The sequence below is a fragment of the Actinocrinis sp. genome (assembly GCF_035938995.1).
GTDB lineage: Bacteria > Actinomycetota > Actinomycetes > Streptomycetales > Catenulisporaceae > DASZGI01.
This window is the reverse complement of the sequence record NZ_DASZGI010000235.1, coordinates 1-18,239: the sequence shown is the minus strand read 5'-3', so window position 1 is coordinate 18,239 and position 18,239 is coordinate 1. Positions and strand designations below refer to the sequence as shown.

Genomic DNA, 18,239 nt, shown 5'->3' with positions numbered 1-18,239 from the left:
ATCCCGTCGGGGGCGGTGGCGAGCCGCGGGCGTGCGCGTTGTACCGTCATCGTGTGCGTTCGTACCGCTTCGTGTTCACGCCCAAGTGGCTCGCGTTTCACGCGCTCACCTGGCTGATCCTCATCCCGGGGTTCATCGTGGCCGGGCAGTGGCAGCGCTCCCTGTGGCACGATCGGGACGTCTCGCAGGGCGTCGTGCTGCGCGCTCTCGCCGCTCAGCCCGCGCCGCTTGACTCGGCCGACGCCGCTGGGCACTTCGTCACGCAGCCGCAGCAGTGGACGATGCTGTCCGCGACCGGCCGCTATGACACCGCGCACCAGGTGATGGTGCGCAACCGGTCCCAGAACGGCGAGCCGGGTTGGTACGTCGTCACTCCCCTGGTGCTGTCCGACGGGAGCGCGGTCCTGGTGAACCAGGGGTGGGTCGCCGAATCGCAGACAGGCGGGCCGACCGAGCATCCCGCCTTTCCTCCGGTGCCTTCGGGGACGGTGACCGTCACCGGTTCGCTCCAGCCCGACGAGACCACCGGCGATACCCGCATCAAGGACGACACCGCTCAACTGCCTTCCGACGAGATCGCGCTGATCTCAAAGGTCGACGTGGCCTCGAAGGTCCCGTACCCGCTGCGCGACGGCGCGCTGCAGCTGACGTCCTCGACCCCGGCGAACAGCTCCCCGGATGCGGCGAGCCCGATTCCGAACCCCGCCTACGACAACACGATGTACATCGCGTACATGATCCAGTGGTGGGTGTTCGCGCTGGTCATGCCGGTGACCTGGTTCCTGCTGATCCGGCGCGAGGCGGACGACCTCGCCCGGGCGGCGCAGGAAGCGCAGGACGCACGGGAGGCAGAGGCCAAAGCGGCGCGGGCGCGGGCGGCGTCGGAGTCAGGCGGCGCGGAGCCGGTCGAGCAGGGCGGCGAAGCGCTCGGTGGGGAAAAGCTGGAGGGTCTCCCCGACGCTGTCCGAGGGTAGGCGGCACAGCGCTCCGTCCTGCCACCAGTACAGCTGGTCGGAGATCGGCCCCGGGCAGGTCTCGAACTGCTGCGCCGCGAAATGCAGCAGCGTCCCGGCGGCGGGCACCACGGCGGCGGACTCGATCGGGTGGACCGCGACCAGATGCCGGTGCGGCAGCACCACCAGGGCACCGTTCGCCCCGGTCCAGCCGTCGATGCCGGTGAGATAGTCGTCGAGCCACAGCACGTGCGTGGCGGCGTAGTGGGTCGGGCCGAACAGGGCGATCAGGTCGGTGCCGTCCAGGGCGAACCGTTCCAGGTCAAGGCGGCCGGCCGCGCGCACGTTGTCCCGGGCCGCGGCGAACACCGCGTCCGGCTCGACGCCCCAGCCGACCGCGTCCCCGGCGGTCAGCAGTTCGCCGCCGGCCTTGGGCCGGGGCACGGTGGCGACCGCGCTCCCCGACTCCGCCGCCGCGGCGACGACCGGCTCCTCGGTCACCACGGCCTCGACCAGTCCGTCCGCGACGGTGCGCCACAGCGTTCCCGGCTCGTGCGCCGCGGCCGCGTCGGCCGGCAGGATCCTGCTGCGCAGCGGCCCCCGGGCGCGCAGCCAGGCCGCCGATCCGGAAATCAGCTCGCTCACATACTGCTCGACCAGCTCCGGCCAGTCCGCCTTCGCGCACCGGTCCATCCGCGCGCGCAGCGGCCGCAGGTCCAGCGGATCACCGGGCCACGGCGTGTCGCCGGCCGCGAGCTCCAGGCGGTCCCGGCCGGTCACCCGCCAGCGCCGGCCCCGCCGCCGCAGCTCCACCTCGAGCAGTCCGAGCAGCGCCGTGGCCACCTCGTCGCCGAAGGGCCACAGCGGATCGGAGTCCGGGTCGGCGTCAGAACCGGGCCCCTGGCCGTCGCCGGAGCCGTCGATGTCCGCGTACACGAGACGCAGTGTAGTGGTCACCCTCTGCGCACCGGCTTCCCGCGCCGACCATGGCACGGCCACGCCAGTTCCGACCACGCTGGTCGGGACCGGGCCGCGTGGCGGCGGCGGGCACGGAGCCATCCGGGTGGACAACGCCATGCGGGTGAAAAACCCGCGGACCGATGGACGCAACCGCCGTCGGCCCGACAGAGTCACAGGCACCGTGGTGAATCAAACCTCTGGCCGCGCGCCGCATCAGCATCCAGGTCCCCCGGACGCCGCCCGCGGGTGCGCGCCAAGCCGTGACCGGTACGCCGATCCGGCCGTTGTACGGGGCGTGTCAGAGCCGCCGAGTCTTTCCGCCGCCATGGCGCGCGTCGCCGCTCCCGCCTCGCTCGCCGCGCCGGCCCGGCCGCGCGCCCCGCGTGGACCGGCCGGCCTCGGCCCGCTCAGCCCGAGCGCGATCGGGGCGCCGATGCTCGGCTCCGGGCTGCCCCGCGTGCCGCGGCCTCGGCGGATCGACCTGCCGCGCACCGACCCGGTCATCACGGACGCGGTATGGGACGTGGTCGAGCCGCTGATCCCACAGAAGGCGCGGCGGCGGCGCTATCCGGGGCGCAAGCCGCTGGACGACCGGGCCGTCCTCACCGGAATCCTGGTGGTGCTGGCGCGTGGCATCGGCTTCGAGCGGCTGCCTAAGGAACTCGGCCTCGGCTCTGGGATGACCTGTTGGCGGCGGCTGCGCGATTGGCAGCAGGTGGGGGCGTGGCCGCGGATCGCCGCGGAGCTGGCCCGGGCGCTGCCGGACGGGGCGCGCATCGATTTCACCCGCGTCGCCGCGCAGCCCGGAGATCCGGAGGCCCCGGTGACCCGCCGTCCGGCGGCGGCCAAGGCGAAGGTGCCGTCGCCGGTGGCGGCGGAGTTCGGGATGACGCTGTTGAGGTGACCGGACGCCGCTGATCGATTCGGGGCGACCGATCCGGGCCGTCGCGGGTCAGACGGAAGCAGCAGGAGCGGGGTCTGTCGTCTCCTGGGAGGCGAACTGGGTGCGGTACAGGTCGGCGTAGAGGCCGTCGTCGGCGAGCAGGGCCGTGTGCGTTCCGCGCTCCACGATCCGGCCCTCGTCGATCACCAGGATCTGATCCGCGTCGCGCACCGTGGAAAGCCGGTGCGCGATGACCAGGGACGTGCGTCCACGCAGCGCTCGTGCGAGGGCGCGTTGCACCGCGGCCTCCGATTCGGAGTCCAGATGCGCGGTCGCCTCGTCGAGCACCACCACGTCCGGCGCCTTGAGCAGCAGCCGCGCGATCGCGATGCGCTGCTTCTCCCCGCCGGACAGCCGATATCCGCGGTCGCCGACGACGGTGTCCAAGCCATCCGGCAGGCCGCCGACCAGGTCCCAGATCTGCGCGTCCTGCAACGCTCCGACCAGCTCGCCCTCGGTGGCGTCCGGCCGGGCGTACATCAGGTTGTTGCGAATCGTGTCGTGGAACATGTGAGCGTCCTGCGTCACCACGCCGATGCGGGCGCGCAGCGAGTCCATAGTCACGTCGCGCACGTCGAGGCCGCCGACACGCACCTCTCCCCCGGTCACGTCGTAAAGGCGCGCGGCCAGCGCCGTGATGGTGGTCTTTCCCGCCCCGGACGGCCCGACCAGCGCCGTCATCGTGCCGGGCTCGGCGCGGAAGGTGATCTCGTGCAGCACCTGCGCGGAGGGCGCCTGGTCGAGCACCGCGACGGACTCCAGCGACGCGAGGGACACCTCGGCGGCGGTCGGGTACTTGAACGCGACGTGGTCGAACTCGATGACCGGCGGGCCGGGCGGGACCACCGCCGCGTCGGGCCGCTGCGTCACCATCGGCGGCAGGTCGAGCAGTTCGAAGACCCGGTCGAAGGAGACCAGCGCGGTCATCACGTCGATCCGGACGTTCGAGAGCGCGGTGAGCGGCCCGTAGAGGCGGCCGAGCAGGCCGACGAGCGCGAGCATCGTGCCGAGGGTGAGCGAGCCGTCGACCGCCATCCGGCCGCCGATCAGGTACACCATCGCGGTGGCGAGCGAGGCCACGAGGGTGAGCGCGGTCAAGAAGCCGCCGCTGGACATCGCGATGCGCACGCCGATCGCGCGGACCCGGTCCACCTTGCCCTGATACAGCGCGTCGTCCTCTTCGGGGCGGCCGAAGAGCTTGGCCAGCAGCGCGCCCGAGACGTTGAACCGCTCGGTGGACATCGTCGACATGTCGGCGTTGAGCTGCATCTGCTCGCGCGTGAGCGACTGGATGCGGCGGCCCATGAACCTCGCCGGGACCACGAAGATCGGCAGCAGGACGAGCGCGGCGAGGGTGATCTGCCACGACAGGTAAAGCATCGTCGCGGCGGTCAGCACGAGCGAGACGAAGTTGGAGACGACACTCGACAGCGTGGAGGTGAACGCGCGCTGGGCGCCGAGCACGTCGCTGTTGAGCCGGGACACCAGGGCGCCGGTCTGGGTACGGGTGAAGAAGGCGATCGGCATGCGCTGCACGTGGCTGAAGACCTTGCCGCGCAGCAGGGCGATCAGGCCCTCGCCGATCCGCGCGGACAGGAAGCGGGAGTACAGGCCGACTCCGGCGTCGAACACCGCGATTCCGGCGATGACCAGGGCGAGGGCGGTCACCAGGGACGCGTCGTGCTTGAGGATGCCGTGGTCCACGATGCGCTGCGCGATCAGCGGCGGCAGCACGCCGAGGACGGCGTCCACGACGGTCAGCGCCAGGAAGACGCTGATGATCGCGCGCAGCGGCCTGGCCAGGCCCCCGATGCGGCGCAGCGTTCCCGGCTTGAGCTTCTGCGGCGGGACCGCGTCGCGCCCGCGCATCATGAAGGGCGCCATGCTCTGCCATCCCGACACGCCTGGCCCCGTCCCCATGCCGAGCACGTGAGCACCTACCCTTCACCGTCTATTTGCCCATGCCTTGAACACTTTGCCTTGGACCGCTGATTCCCCCGTTTAGCATCGCAGGATGTGGAAGATCCCATCACGCCCTCGAACGCGAGCGTACAAGCTCGCCTCCGCAGCTTCGTCGCTGTAGGCGATTCGTTCACCGAAGGACTCCCGGACACGCATCCGGACGGCCGTCCGCGCGGTTGGGCCGACCTGGTGGCCGAACGACTGGCCGCCTTCGAGCCGACTTTCCGCTACGCGAACCTCGCGGTACGCGGAAGACTCATGGGACAGATCGGCAACGTCCAGGCCCCCGCGGCCGCGGCCATGGGCCCGGACCTGGTGGCGTTCGCCGGGGGCATCAACGACGTCGCCCGGCCGAACTGCGACCTCGACGCCGTCTGCGAGGAACTGGTGCAGTGCGCGGCGGTGCTGACCGCCTCGTGCCGCCATGTGGTCACCTTCCAGCCGATGGACTACACCCGGCGGATGCCGTCGCTGCAGCGCTTCGCGCCGAAGGTGACCAAGCTGATGCAAGCCGTCGAGCGGGCCCGCGTCGAGCACGGCGTCGTGGTCGTGGACCTGTCGGTCGAGCGCGTATTCGACGATCCGCGGCTGTGGGCGTCAGACCGGGTCCACCTCTCCTACGAGGGGCACCGGCGGGTGGCCGAAGGTGTGCTGGAGGCGCTGGGCTACGAGCCCCTGTTCGACTGGCGCGCCGAGCTGCCCCCGGCGAAGCGGCCGAACCGGATCGTGAAGAAGTGGTCTGACATCGTCTGGCTGGTGAAGTACTTCGCGCCGTGGATCAAACGCAGGCTCACCGGCACGTCTTCGGGTGACGGCGTGCTGCCGAAGCGGCCGAACCTGCTTCCGCTGCTCGAACAGACGGTGACCGACGTGACGGACGCCGTGAACAACGCGGTCAACAGCGCCGGCCTCGCCGCCGCTGGCCTGGGCGGCAGCCTGAACAACGGGGGCCTCGGCGGCGCGCTCGGCGATCAGGCCGCGTAGTTCCCCGTCGGTCGACGACCTGTCACGGGGCGGCCTGACTCGGGCGGCTCGACTGGGTCACGGCGTCACGGGGCTCCGCTGCCGATGCGCGCGGCCAGCACGCGGTCGAGCGCGACGGCCGTGCCGTGGGCGACGGCGCCGGTCAGCACGCCCGCGTCGCCGAGCGCGCTGACCTCGACCCGCGGCGGGTAGGGCACGCGCTTGGCCAGTTCGGCGCGCACGGGGTCGAGCAGCAGGTCGGCGTTCAGGCCGATGCTGCCGGCGAGCACCGCGAGCTCGACGTCCGCGACGGCCGCGATCGGGGCGAGGTACACGGCGATGCGCCGCGCCTCCTCGGCGACGAGCAGCCGGGCCAGGCCGTCCCCGGCGCGGGCGGCGTCGAAGATCTCCTCCGGGGTGACCGGGGCGCGCAGCGCGGTCGGCACGTCGCGGAACTCGATCCAGTCCGCGGCCAGGCGTTCGAACGCGATGCCGCAGGGGTCGTACGGGTTGTTGTCCGCGCCGCCCTCCATGGCGAAGTCGATCTCGCCGGCCGCGCCGTTGCGGCCGCGGTGCAGCCGGCCGCCGAGCACGAGGGCGGCGCCGGTGCCGGTGCCGACGGACAGCACCGCGAAGTCGTCGACCTTGTCGCCGACGCCGCGCCACTGCTCCCCCAGCGCGGCCAGGTGGATGTCGTTCTCCAGCAGCACCGGACGGCTCAGCGGCCAGGCGGAGGTGCCGGCGAAGGCGTCGGTGAGCGCGGCGACCAGGTCGAAGCCGTCCAGGCCGGGGATGACGTCGCCCTGATACACCCGGCCGCTGGACTGCTCCACCACGCCGGGCGCGGCGGCGACGACGACGTGCTCGGCGCCGGCCGGGGGCCCGATCCGCTCGAGCAGGCGGGCGCGCAGCCGGGCGGCCTGGGCGACGACGTCGGTGACGTCCGCGCCGCCGACGTCGACCTGGTCGCGGCCGCGCTCCGCGCCGTCGAGCGCCGCCACGACGCCGCGCAGATAGCGGGCGCCGATGTCGAGGCCGACGACGAAGCCCGCTTCGGACACCGGCTCGAAGAAGAGCGCGCCGTAGGTGGGTCCTTCGCTGCCGGGCCCGGTTTCACGCACCAGGCCGCTGTCGAGCAGGGCGGTGAGGGCGGCGGAGACGGTGGGCTTGGAGATGCCGACACGGCGGGAGATCTCGGCCCGGGAAATGGGGTGTGCCGCGCGGATCGCCTCGAACACCGTCCGCTCGTTGAGCGCCTTGAGCATCGGCGCGGTGGCGGGCTGAAAGCGCGGCGGATCGCTGGTCATGGACGGATATTACGGGAGTGGTTCGGGATTCGGATGGGCGCGTCCGCTTCGCGGGACGTGCTTTTTCCCGGAACACCGTGCTTTCGATGGAACACGGCGCTTGCGGTGCGGCGCCGTGTTCCCGACGGGGACCGCGGGCCTCCCGGTTCTACCGCTGGGACAGGGCCCTGATACGGCGGACCTGTGCGGACCGTTCGGCGGCGCGCTGGGCATCGTAGTCGCGCTGCACCGCGCCGCTGATCAGGCCTTTGGTCTCGATCAGCGCGTCCCGGTCGGCGGCCAGCAGCTCCCGGGTGAACAGCTCCGCCTCGTGGGCCAGGTCGGCGGCCGGGACGACCTGGTTGACGAGGCCGATGCGCAACGCCTCCGCGGCGTCGACCCACCGGCCGGTGGCGCAGATCTCCAGCGCGCGCCCGTAGCCCACCAGGTCGACCAGCGGCTTGGTGCCGCCGAGGTCGGGCACCAGTCCGAGGCTTATCTCCCGCATCGCGAAGCGTGCGTCGTCGGCGACGATCCGCAGGTCGCAGGCGAGCGCGAGCTGGAATCCGGCGCCCACCGCGTGGCCCTGCACGGCGGCCACGCTGATCAGGTCGGTGCGGCGCCACCAGGTGAATGCCTCCTGGAACGCCTCGATCGTCAGTTCGGCGTCCCGGGGGTCGGAGGTGGCCAGGTCGATCAGGGTCTTGCCGGGCTTGCCGGCGTCCCCGACCAGCACGGAGCGGTCCAGCCCGGCGCTGAAGGAGGGGCCCTGCGCGGTCAGCAGCACGGCCCGCACCGCTCCGGGGAGAGCGCGCCCGACCTGCGCGAGCTGCCACCACATCGACGGGGTCATCGCGTTGCGCTTGGCGACCCGGTCGAGGGTGACGGTGGCCAGTTCGCCGTCCACGGTCAGCCGCACGCCGGCCTTCGCGGCGGCGGCCTGCTGTTCGGCCGTCCAGAAGTCGTACACCGGAGCGATGTGCGCCGCCGAGTCCGCTGACTCCGCGGAGTCGGGAGTGTCCCGAGAGTCCTGGGAGTCCGCGGTGCGTGCCTGCACCGTTCCAGCTTTCATGTCCATCCGTCCGCCTCCCTCGTCGCCGCGTATAGAGCCTTTGACAATATAGTCAGCGCGGCGGGGCGCACGATGGGGTACTCGGTCGAAAACGTGCGCGTGTGACGAGGATCGCGCGGCGGCGCAAAGTTGCGCTTGAGAGTCGCGTCGCTGGCCTGAGCGCCCGGCGCTCGCGGCGCGCGAGACTGTGCGGCTCCAGCTCCAGAGCCCCTCACGAACGGTGGAGTCGGAACGCTCATGCGTTCGAGAGCCGCGGCGCGCCCGTGCGCCCGGGACGAACGGCGCATGAGACTACGCGGCCCCGGTTCCGGAGCTGCTCGTGAGCTCCGGAACCGGGGCGGGTACCGTCGTTGCCGACCCTCGGGTCGCTACGCCGTCTTCGCCTTGCCGCGCGTGGCGCCACCGCGCCCGCGCAGGATCACACCGGACTCGCTGAGCATCCGGTGCACGAAGCCGTACGACCGGCCCGTCTCCTGGGCCAGGGCGCGGATCGATTCGCCCGATTCGTACTTGCTCTTCAGATCGGTCGCGAGCTGCTCTCGCGCGGTGCCGGTGACCCGGCTGCCCTTCTTGAGAGTCTCGGCCACACGTGCCTCCTATGAGGGTGTGCGGGGCCCCTGCCCCGCATCTCAAACGTGAGTTCGGATGTTGTCGTCCACACGGGCGTGTGGGGCGCGGCACCCTGGAACCGTGGGCGCGGGCGTCGCCACACCCCGCACTGTGGAAGTGCGCTCTGGTCACCCATGATCACCCCTCGGCGGCAAGTTGACCACCGATTCCGTTCAACAAGTCGCAGGTTATTCCCGCGGCCGTCATAAGATTTGCCCGGCCTTGATCGGTTTTGTTGGGATGTTGGCCAGACACCGTTATCGTACTGTTACCTCGGCTACCGACGTCCTGTCGGCACGCACGGCCTCGAGAACGGTTCCGAGGTATCAGGGCACCGATCAGAAGCGTCGCAGGCAGGGCCGCGGATGTCGGCCGGCGGGACGTCCGCGCCCGGCCGCGCCGGGGCGGCGCGGACAGTCCGGTCAGGCGAGCGCGACGAGATCCCGGTAGCCCTCGTTCCAGAGATCCTCGACCCCGTCCGGCAACAGGATGAGCCGTTCGGGTGCCAGCGCGTCCACGGCGCCCTCGTCGTGGGTGACCAGCACGACCGCGCCCTCGTACGAGCGCAGCGCCCCCAGGATCTCCCCGCGGCTGGCCGGGTCGAGATTGTTGGTCGGCTCGTCGAGCAGCAGCACGTTCGCGCTGGACACCACGAGCGTGGCCAGGGCCAGGCGGGTCTTCTCGCCGCCGGAGAGCACCCCGACCGGCTTGTCCACGTCGTCACCGGAGAACAGGAAGGAGCCGAGCACCTTGCGCACCTCGACCAGGTCCAGGTCGGGCGCGGCCGTGCGCATGTTCTCCAGGACCGTGCGCTCGGGGTCGAGGGTCTCGTGCTCCTGCGCGTAGTAGCCCATCTTCAGCCCGTGGCCGGGCTCGACCTTCCCGGTGTCGGCGTCCTCGATCCCGGCCAGCAGCCGCAGCAGCGTGGTCTTGCCCGCGCCGTTGAGCCCGAGCACCACGACCCGCGAGCCGCGGTCGACGGCCAGGTCCACGTCGGTGAAGATCTCCAGCGAGCCGTAGGACTTCGACAGCCCCGAGGCCATCAGCGGGGTCTTGCCGCAGGCGGCCGGCTTCGGGAAGCGCAGCTTGGCGACCTTGTCCGCCTGCCGCACCTCCTCCAGGCCCGACAGCATCCGCTCCGCGCGGCGGGCCATGTTCTGCGCGGCGACGGTCTTGGTCGCCTTGGCCCGCATCTTGTCGGCCTGCGCCATGAGCGCCCCGGCCTTCTTCTCCGTGTTGGCCCGCTCGCGGCGGCGGCGCCGCTCGTCCGACTCGCGCTGCTCGAGGTAGTTCTTCCAGCCCATGTTGTAGACGTCGATGGCCGTGCGGTTGGCGTCGAGGTGGAAGACCTTGTTGACGCAGTACTCGACCAGTTTGACGTCGTGCGAGATGACGACGAACCCGCCCTTGTAGTTCTTCAGGTACTCGCGCAGCCACACGATCGAGTCGGCGTCGAGGTGGTTGGTCGGCTCGTCGAGCAGCAGCACCTCGCTCTCGCCGAACAGGATCCGGGCCAGTTCCACCCGGCGCCGCTGCCCGCCGGACAGGGTGTGCAGCGGCTGGCCGAGCACCCGGTCGGGCAGGCCCAGGCTGGCCGAGATGGTCGCCGCCTCGGATTCGGCCGCGTAGCCGCCGTTCGCCAGGAATGCCGTCTCAGCATTCGCATACCGGCGCATCGCCCGCTCGTGCTCGGCCGCGTCGGCGGAGCCCATCTTCTGCTCGGCGGCGCGCATCCGGCGCACCGCCTCGTCCAGGCCGCGCGCGGACAGGATGCGGTCGCGGGCGAGGACGTCCAGGTCGCCGGTGCGCGGGTCCTGCGGCAGGTAGCCGACCGGTCCGGAGCGGGTGATCGTGCCGGCCGCCGGCAGCGTCTCGCCGGCGAGCGTTCTGGTAAGGGTCGTCTTGCCGGCGCCGTTGCGGCCCACCAGCCCGATCCGGTCGCCGGGCCCGACCCGGAACGACACCGGCTCGAGCAAGACGCGGGCCCCGGCGCGCAGTTCGACCTGGGAGGCGGTGATCACCGGCCCATCTTACGCGAGCCAGGTTGCGCACCCGCTCCGATTGACGGCGCACCCCTTTGCCCCCGGGCGCCCCTCATGACGCCACTCTCACTTTTCGCTCATTACGCGCCACCTGTCCTTGATGTAATATTCGCAGTCTAGGCGCCAAGTTTGCACAGGGGCCGTGCAGCGGCGGAGGGGTCACGAACGTCGCACCGCACCTGCCGCCAGATACCTGTTCACTACGGTGGTCGGGGCCGCCGAGCGAGGGGGGTTGACTGATGACCTCTTCCCATTGCCCCGCGCTGCCGAGCCTGCGCAGCCCGTTCCCCACGGCGATGCACCGGCACACGCCCGCCGCCGAGGCCGGCACGCTGGCCTGGGCCGACCAGTTCGGCCTGCTGACGGACCCGGCGACGCGGCGCAGGCTGGTCGGGACCCGCAGCGCCCGGCTGGCCGGGCGGGTCAGCCCGCGCGCGACGCTGCCGGGGCTGCTGCTCAACACCGACTGGCAGACCTGGCTGTTCCTGTTCGACGACGCGTTCTGCGACGAATCAGAGTTCGGCGCCCGGCCGCCCGCGATGATCGGGCTGGCCGCGCAGGTGCTCGCGGTCATGGAGACCGGGCAGGTGCCGCCGACTGACACCGGGCCGGTCGGCGCGTTCCTCACGGCCTTGGTCGATCTGCGCGGCCGGCTCGCCGCGTTGGCCACGCCCGGGCAGCTGGCCAGATTCACCGCCGCGGTCACCGGGTATCTCCTCGCGCTGACCTGGGAGGCGGCGCACCGCGAGGCGGGGGTTCCGGCCACGCTGAGGGAGTATCAGGTGATGCGGCGGCACAGCGGCGCGGTGCCGACGTGCCTGGCGCTGATCGAGGTCGTCAACGGGTTCGAGCTGCCGGAGCGGGTCGTGTGGCAGGCGGGGCTCGGCGAGGCGAGCGCGGCCGCGGCCGACGCGACCAGCTGGGCCAACGACATCCTGTCCTACCCGAAGGAGGTCCGGCGCTCCGCGCACGTGCTGAGCCTGCCCGCGGTGCTGGCCCGGGAGTACGGCATCTCCGCCGTGCAGGCCCTGCGCGAGGCCGCGGCGCTGTACGACGAACGGATCCGCGCGTACCAGGAGCTCGAGGCGCCGCTCTTGGCTGAGGGCAATCCCCTGGTCAACCTGTACCTCGCGGACCTGCGCGCGTGGATCGCGGGGAATCTGGCCTGGTCGTACGAGACGGGCCGGTACGGGCTCGGCATCGCCGCCTGACCGGCCGCGGCCGGCCGGAATCAGCGTTCTTCGACGATCAGCGGCACGACGCCGGGGTGCAGGGTGATGCGGGCGACGGGGCGCACGACCGACGCGGGCACCGGCCTGACGGTGTATCGGGAGAACACGACGGCCACGGTGGTGAGGATCTGGCTCATCGCGAAGCCCTCGCCCAGACACGCGTGCGGGCCGAGGCCGAACGGCAGGAAGTGCGGCCGCGGCGGGTCGGTCTCCCCGTCCTGCCAGCGGCCGGGGTCGAAGCGGTACGGATCGGTGTAGATCTCCGGATCGCGGTGCAGCCCGTAGAAGTTGAGCAGGACCTGCGCGCCCGCGGGGATCGTCACGTCCGCGACCGACATCGCCTCCATCGGGCGGCGGCCGAGGATCCACCCGGCGGGATACAGACGCAACACCTCGGTGACCAGTCGCCTGGTGAAACGCAGAGCGCTGAGGTCCGCGGCGCGCGGCAAGGACGCGCCGACGACCTGTTCCGCCTCTCGCTGGACCTCGCGCTGCGACTCGGGGTCGCCGGACAACACGTGCAGGATCCAGGACAGCGTCCCCGCGGTGGTCTCGGTGCCGGCCAGCAGCACCGTCATGATCTCGTCGTGTGCCTGCGCGTCGGTCATCCCGCGCAGGTCGTCGTCAACGGCCGCGAGGATGGTGTCGAGCAGGCAGTGCGCGGTCTGGGCGCCGGACGGGTCCGCTGCGGCGGCCGCCCGGCGCTCGGCGACCATCCGGTCCGCCAGGGCGTCCAGGTCTGTCAGGGCCCGATCGAACGCCCGGTTTCCGGGCGTCGGGAGGCGGTCCAGGACCGGGAGGGGCAGCACGGCCCGGCGCCCCATACCGCCGAGCAGCGTCGGGAGCGCCGCCAGCACGGTGCCCGCGGCGGGCGATTCGGCGGACGTGCCGGCGCCCACGTCGAACATCGCGCGGGCGACCACGGACATCGACAGGGCCCTCATCTCCGCCCCGGCGTCGATGCTCGGAACCGTCGGCCAGCGCCCCGCCGCCTCCTGCGCCGCCTGTGCCATGACGGGCACGTACGTCTCCACGTGCGCGTGGTCGAAGGCGGGTCGCAGGAGTCTGCGCTGGCGCCGGTGCTTCACGGGATCCGCGGTCGTGCCCACGCCGTCGCCCATCAGCGTCCGCAGTTGGTCGAACTGGAAGCCCTTGTCGTAGCGGGCGGCGTCGGCCACGAGGATCTGCTTGATCGCGTCCTGACCGTTGACCAGGTACGCGGCCTTCGGCCCGAGGCGCAGGGACACCACATCGCCGGCCCGGTACGCCCGCGTGAGGAAGCGGAGCGGGTCGCGCAGCAGCGCGGGGGCGTGGCCGAGCAACGGCCAGGCGCCGGGCATCCGGGCGGCCCGGCGGGGTTGGAGTTCGAGAGCTGAGGCGGTCACCGTCTCCGGCACCTCCCGTCATCCAACACTGACTCACCGTTACGGTAATCGCATCATTTTGGAGCGGAAAGGGCGCACGGGAGGACGCGTCGGCGCCGCGAGCGCCGTATCCTTGAGAAAAGCCACCCCGGAGAGCGACCGCTCGACTACGGTAGGCGTGGCGTGCGCTATACGAACGCGTATGTCCTGCTCACCTCCGTATGACGTCCCCGGATATTTGAGAACGATGATCGACAGCGACGACGCGAGTGCGCGGCAGGAGGAACGGATGGCATCGCCCGAAGGGCTGTTCCCGGCGGGCGAAGCGAAGCCGGACCACCCGGAAAGGGTGGCGTCGTGGCCGCGTCTCGACTTCGTGCCGAGCGGGGTCAACGCCTCGGCCGGATTCTTCACCTGGCACCTGGAGACCGGCGACGTGGTCTGCGATGAGCAGACCTTCCGCCTGCACGGGCTGCCCCCGGACGCCGAGCCGCGGTTCGAGACCTTCCTGCGCCAGGTGCCCGCGGGGGACGTGGACCGGCTGCTGCACGCGATCGATCCGCTGCTCGCCAAGGTCGGCGACTACATCCTGGAGTACCGGGTGCGCTGGCCGGACGGGGCCATGCACACGCTGGAGACGCGCGGCCGGGTGGTCGCGGGGCCCGACGGGCGGCCGCTGCGCTCGATGGGCGTGATCGCGGACGTCACCGAGCGGCGCGCGGCCGAGGAGGCGGCGCGGGCGGAGGCGCTCGCTTCGGCCCGGATCCAGCAGGTCATGACGGGACTCGCGGCCGCGTCGACGCTGGAGGAGGTGCGCGCGGCGGTGTGCGCGGCGCTTCCGGCCCTCGGCGCGGACGTGTTGTTCGTCGCGGACGCCGGACGGCCGGTGGAGGTGCTGCTCGCGTGCGGGCGCGGAGCGGAGCGGATGGGCCCGTTTCAGGCCCTGGACGAGGGTCCGGTGCGCACCGCGGTGGCGCTGGACATCCCGCTGTTCTTCTCCACCAGGGCGGAGATGGCGCGGCGGTTCCCGGTCGCGGCGGACGCGGTCGAGGCCGCAGGCGGCGAGGCGGTGGCGTTCCTGCCGCTGTCCGGGCTGCCCCGGATGCGCGGGATCTGCGTGCTCGGATACGCGCGGCCGACCGTCTTCGACGAGACCGAGCGCACGGTGCTGATCCTGGCCGCGAGCGCGATCGGCCAGGCGGTGTACCGGGCGACCATCCACGACACCGAGCACACCATCGCCCTCGCGCTCCAGGAGGGGATGCTGCCGCGGACGCTGAAGTTCGGGCCGGGCGTGCGGGCGGCGCGCCGCTACGCGGCGGTGACCACGGGCATCCAGGTGGGCGGCGACTGGTACGACTCGGTGCCGCTGGACGACGGCTCGACGATCCTCATCATCGGGGACGTCGAAGGGCACAACGTCCACGCGGCGGGGATGATGTACCGGCTTCGCAGCACCGTGCGCGCGTACGCGGCCGAGAACCATCCGGTCGAGGAGATCCTGCGGCGCGCCAACGAATACGTGGCGGAGGTCAACGAGGAGGCGGACCAGCCGCTGTTCGCGACCTGCCTCGTGGCGCGCGTGGATCCGGCGACCCGCACGGTGACCGCGAGCCGGGCCGGGCACATACCGCCGATCGTGGCGCCGCCCGGGCGGGGCGCGCGGGTGCCGCACAACGAGGTCGGCGTTCCGCTCGGGATCGCGCCGGACGCGCGGTACCCGGTCTGGCGTATGCCGTACCAGGCGGGCACATATCTGTTGTTGTGTACCGATGGTCTGCTGGAGAGCAGCGACAACGACCTGGATTCAGGCATCGCGCGGACACTTTCCACGCTGGACCGCATGCGCGACGCGGGGCTGGATCTCGAGGAGCTGGCGGACCTCGTGCTCGACGTCAATCGGCCGGCCGGGGGTCTGTGGAAGGACGACGTCGCGCTGCTGCTCGCTCAGCTGGACTAGTGTCCTGCGCCTGGCACCGTTGTAGATATCGGGGTTGTAGATGTCGGGCGTAGGACACTAGCGTCGCGGACAGGCCGGCGCTGCCGCGATCCTTGGGTGTCAGCACCCGCACGAAGCGTCGTCCACGGGCGCGGCCAGCGGATCCGCGGCTGGATCGCGCCGACCCCACGCGCTGTCGTAGGTGTATCCCTCGCGGACCCAGTACTCGAATCCGCCGATCATCTCCTTGACGGGATAGCCGAGTGCGGCGAACGCGAGCGCCGCCTTGGTCGCGCCGTTGCAGCCGGGGCCCCAGCAGTAGGTGACGACCGGAGTGCCGGACGGGACGAGATCCGCAAGTGTGCCGTCCGCGGCGCGTGCGGCGATCTGGCGGGTCGGCAGGTGGACCGCGCCCGGGACGCGGCCCTGCGCCCACGACTCGGACGAACGGGTGTCGACGAGCACGAACGCGGTGCCGATCAGCGCCTGGTCGGCGTGTACGTCGGAGACATCGGCCTCGAGCGACAATCGTGCGGCGAAGTGGGCGACTGCGATTCCACTGGCGGCCGGCGGCACGGACATCACGGTCGACGTCGCGGCGACGCTCGGCGTTGGCGGGATTGGCGGGATTGCCGTCGTGTCGGTCACGCTCACACTCAGTCCCTTTCAAGACGACCGGTCATTTTTGCTCCTCGCAGGTCGCGGGGATATTCCGATGTTCGCTGGGAGCATTGGGCGGCTGCCAGTGGCGTGAATGCCGACTATCGCTAAAATCACGCCATGCCTGTCGCGAGCAGCGTCGAGATCTCCGCGCCGGTCCGGACTCAGGCGCCGCACACCATGGCGGTCTACGCGTTCGACGGCATGTCGCCCTTCGAGCTCAGCTGCGTCGTCGAGGTCTTCGGACTGCCCCGGCCGGAGTTCGGCGTGCCCTGGTACGAGCTGAAGGTGTGCGCGCAATCGCGCCGCCCGATGCGGGCGGTCGGCGGCTTCACCCTGGCCACCGAATACGACCTCGACGATCTCGCGGCGGCGGACACCGTCGTGGTGACCGCCGTGCCCGACGTGCGCGGCGAAGTCCCGGCAGCACTGGTGGAGGCGTTGCGGCGGGCTCACGCACGTGGCGCCCGGATCGTGTCGATCTGCTCCGGAGCCTTCGCCCTGGCCGCCGCCGAGCTGCTGGACGGCCTCGAGGCGACGACGCACTGGCAGTACGCTGCGCTGCTGGCCGAGCGCTATCCGGCGGTGCGGGTCGATCCGGACGTCCTCTACGTCGACCACGGCCGGATCCTCACCAGCGCGGGCAGCGCCGCCGGACTCGATCTGTGCCTGCACCTGGTACGCGTGGACCACGGGCCGGCGATCGCGAACGCCGTCGCCCGCCGCCTGGTCCTGCCACCGCACCGGGACGGCGGCCAGGCGCAGTTCGTCGAGGCCCAGTTCCCCGCGGCGCCCGGCCCGCAGCGCGACGGCGGCGGGGTGGCCCGCTCCATGCACTGGGCCCTGGAGAATCTGGCCGCGCCCCTCGCGGTCGCCGACCTGGCCCGGGTGGCGGGCATGTCGCAGCGCAGCTACCTGCGCAACTTCGCCCACGCGACCGGTACTTCGCCGCTGCGCTGGCTGGTGGGCCGACGGATCGCGGCGGCTCGCGCGCTGCTGGAGAGCACCGACGAGCCGGTGGAGCGGATCGGCGCGGCGGTGGGCTTCGCCGATCCGGCGACCTTCCGGCACCACTTCGGCCGCGCGACGGGCACGTCCCCTTCCGCATATCGGCGCGCCTTCCACGCATAGCCGAATCGCCTATCACCTCGTATAACCGCATCGCGCAACCGCATCACGTGCCACTCTGCGCGCAGCTGCGTGCCACCCCGCTAAGTCCCATCGCGTGCCGCCCTGCGTGCAGCCGCGTCACATGCCACCCCTACCTGCGGGTCCGAGAATCGGGATCGCGAGTGACCGGTCACTTTGAAAGCGCTCGTCTCCACCCGCCGGTGCGATGATCGGACCATGGAGCACGAATGGCATGAGGTCGGCGAGCGGGTCTTCCGCAAGCGATTCGACCCGTGCGACGTGACGGTCACGGCGGTCGTCGGCACCGACGGCGTGGCCGTCGTCGACACCCGCTGCTCGGTCGCCGAGGCGCGCGAGGTCGCCGAGCAGATCCGCCGCTTCACATCCGCGCCGGTCCGCTGGGTGGTCAACACGCATGCCCACTTCGACCACGCGTGGGGCAACGCGGAATTCCTCGCCCCGCGGCAGGATCCGCCCGCCCGGATCTGGGGCCACGCGAGCCTGCCGGCGAGGTTCGACCTCGACGACCCGTTCGTCGCCGACATCCTCCGGCAGATGCGCGCGGCGGGCCCTGAGTGGGCGGCCCAGGTCGCCGGACTCGAACTCGTCCCGCCGACCGAGCTGGTCCACGAGTCCGCGACGATCGATCTGGGCGGCCGACTGCTGGAACTGCGCCACCACGGCCGCGGCCACACCGACGCAGACCTGTGGATCCGGATCCCCGACGCCGGGGTCGTGCTGGCCGGCGACCTGGTCGAGGAGTCCGGGCCGCCCGCCTTCGGGCTCGACTCCTTCCCGATGCAGTGGGCGGCGACGCTGGACCGCGCGCTGGACTGGATGGGTCCGGACGCGATCATCGTCCCCGGGCACGGCGAGCCGGTGGGGCGGGAGTTCGTCTCCACGCAGCGCGGCATGATCGACGCCGTCGCGCGGGAGATCGCCCGCCTGCACGCCGCCGGTGTGAAGGCCGCCGACGCGCCGGCCGAGGGGACTTGGCCGCTGACGACAAAGGAGTTGCGCGACGCGATCGCGCGCGGCTACGCCGAACTCACGTAGGCCGATAACCTCCGGGGATGGCGTCCCACCGCGACGAACTCGTCATCGAGCAAATCTGGCGCTACCC

Annotated in this window: 15 protein-coding genes; 7 read left to right on the top strand and 8 right to left on the bottom strand. The window is 71.7% G+C overall.

Going from position 1 to position 18,239, the window contains the following annotated elements; genetic code table 11:
• On the top strand, positions 1-974 hold a 974-nt coding region (locus VGZ32_RS16720; protein ID WP_326886981.1), incomplete at its 5' end, for an SURF1 family protein.
• Here VGZ32_RS16720 and VGZ32_RS16715 read toward each other — a convergent pair.
• Positions 888-1,910 (bottom strand): hypothetical protein, encoded by a 1,023-nt coding sequence (locus VGZ32_RS16715; protein WP_326886980.1) that lies wholly within the window; start codon positions 1,908-1,910, stop codon positions 888-890. The two genes, VGZ32_RS16720 and VGZ32_RS16715, sit on opposite strands and share 87 nt — an antisense overlap.
• 328 nt (positions 1,911-2,238) lie before the next feature.
• Between VGZ32_RS16715 and VGZ32_RS29070 the strand changes: the two genes are divergently transcribed.
• Positions 2,239-2,817 (top strand): transposase, encoded by a 579-nt coding sequence (locus VGZ32_RS29070; RefSeq protein ID WP_326886979.1) that lies wholly within the window; start codon positions 2,239-2,241, stop codon positions 2,815-2,817.
• 48 nt (positions 2,818-2,865) lie between these two features.
• On the opposite strand, the gene VGZ32_RS16705 is transcribed toward VGZ32_RS29070, so the two are convergent.
• On the bottom strand, positions 2,866-4,776 hold the full coding sequence (locus tag VGZ32_RS16705) for an ABC transporter ATP-binding protein (protein ID WP_326886978.1): 1,911 nt from the start codon (positions 4,774-4,776) through the stop codon (positions 2,866-2,868).
• A 96-nt stretch (positions 4,777-4,872) separates the two neighbouring features.
• On the opposite strand from VGZ32_RS16705, the gene VGZ32_RS16700 reads away from it, so the two are divergent.
• Positions 4,873-5,802 carry an SGNH/GDSL hydrolase family protein gene (locus VGZ32_RS16700; RefSeq protein WP_326886977.1) on the top strand — a complete coding sequence of 310 codons (930 nt, stop codon included), beginning with the start codon at positions 4,873-4,875 and terminating at the stop codon, positions 5,800-5,802.
• A gap of 65 nt (positions 5,803-5,867) precedes the next feature.
• Here the strand turns inward: VGZ32_RS16700 and VGZ32_RS16695 are convergent, their stop codons facing one another.
• From VGZ32_RS16695 to abc-f, 4 genes are all read right to left on the bottom strand, one after another.
• A complete protein-coding gene (locus tag VGZ32_RS16695; protein WP_326886976.1) occupies positions 5,868-7,088 on the bottom strand; it encodes an ROK family transcriptional regulator in 1,221 nt (406 codons plus the stop codon).
• 148 nt (positions 7,089-7,236) lie between these two features.
• Positions 7,237-8,145 (bottom strand): enoyl-CoA hydratase/isomerase family protein, encoded by a 909-nt coding sequence (locus VGZ32_RS16690; protein WP_326886975.1) that lies wholly within the window; start codon positions 8,143-8,145, stop codon positions 7,237-7,239.
• A gap of 362 nt (positions 8,146-8,507) precedes the next feature.
• Positions 8,508-8,726 (bottom strand): helix-turn-helix domain-containing protein, encoded by a 219-nt coding sequence (locus VGZ32_RS16685; RefSeq protein ID WP_326886974.1) that lies wholly within the window; start codon positions 8,724-8,726, stop codon positions 8,508-8,510.
• Positions 8,727-9,170: 444 nt separating this feature from the next.
• Positions 9,171-10,769, bottom strand: coding sequence for a ribosomal protection-like ABC-F family protein (gene abc-f, locus VGZ32_RS16680; RefSeq protein ID WP_326886973.1), 1,599 nt, complete (start codon positions 10,767-10,769; stop codon positions 9,171-9,173).
• A 260-nt stretch (positions 10,770-11,029) separates the two neighbouring features.
• On the opposite strand from abc-f, the gene VGZ32_RS16675 reads away from it, so the two are divergent.
• Entirely contained in the window at positions 11,030-12,001 is a 972-nt protein-coding gene (locus VGZ32_RS16675; protein ID WP_326886972.1) for a terpene synthase family protein, read from the top strand.
• Between the two features lie 20 nt (positions 12,002-12,021).
• Here VGZ32_RS16675 and VGZ32_RS16670 read toward each other — a convergent pair whose 3' ends face one another.
• A complete protein-coding gene (locus VGZ32_RS16670; RefSeq protein WP_326886971.1) occupies positions 12,022-13,407 on the bottom strand; it encodes a cytochrome P450 in 1,386 nt (461 codons plus the stop codon).
• A 268-nt stretch (positions 13,408-13,675) separates the two neighbouring features.
• Here VGZ32_RS16670 and VGZ32_RS16665 point away from each other — a divergent pair, with 268 nt between their 5' ends.
• Positions 13,676-15,346 carry a SpoIIE family protein phosphatase gene (locus tag VGZ32_RS16665; protein WP_326886970.1) on the top strand — a complete coding sequence of 557 codons (1,671 nt, stop codon included), beginning with the start codon at positions 13,676-13,678 and terminating at the stop codon, positions 15,344-15,346.
• A gap of 99 nt (positions 15,347-15,445) precedes the next feature.
• Here the strand turns inward: VGZ32_RS16665 and VGZ32_RS16660 are convergent, their stop codons facing one another.
• Entirely contained in the window at positions 15,446-15,907 is a 462-nt protein-coding gene (locus VGZ32_RS16660) for a rhodanese-like domain-containing protein (RefSeq protein ID WP_349263632.1), read from the bottom strand.
• A gap of 198 nt (positions 15,908-16,105) precedes the next feature.
• On the opposite strand from VGZ32_RS16660, the gene VGZ32_RS16655 reads away from it, so the two are divergent.
• Together VGZ32_RS16655 and VGZ32_RS16650 are read left to right on the top strand one after the other, a co-directional pair.
• On the top strand, positions 16,106-17,116 hold the full coding sequence (locus tag VGZ32_RS16655) for a helix-turn-helix domain-containing protein (protein WP_326886968.1): 1,011 nt from the start codon (positions 16,106-16,108) through the stop codon (positions 17,114-17,116).
• A gap of 216 nt (positions 17,117-17,332) precedes the next feature.
• On the top strand, positions 17,333-18,172 hold the full coding sequence (locus VGZ32_RS16650) for an MBL fold metallo-hydrolase (protein ID WP_326886967.1): 840 nt from the start codon (positions 17,333-17,335) through the stop codon (positions 18,170-18,172).
• Positions 18,173-18,239: the final 67 nt, after the last annotated feature.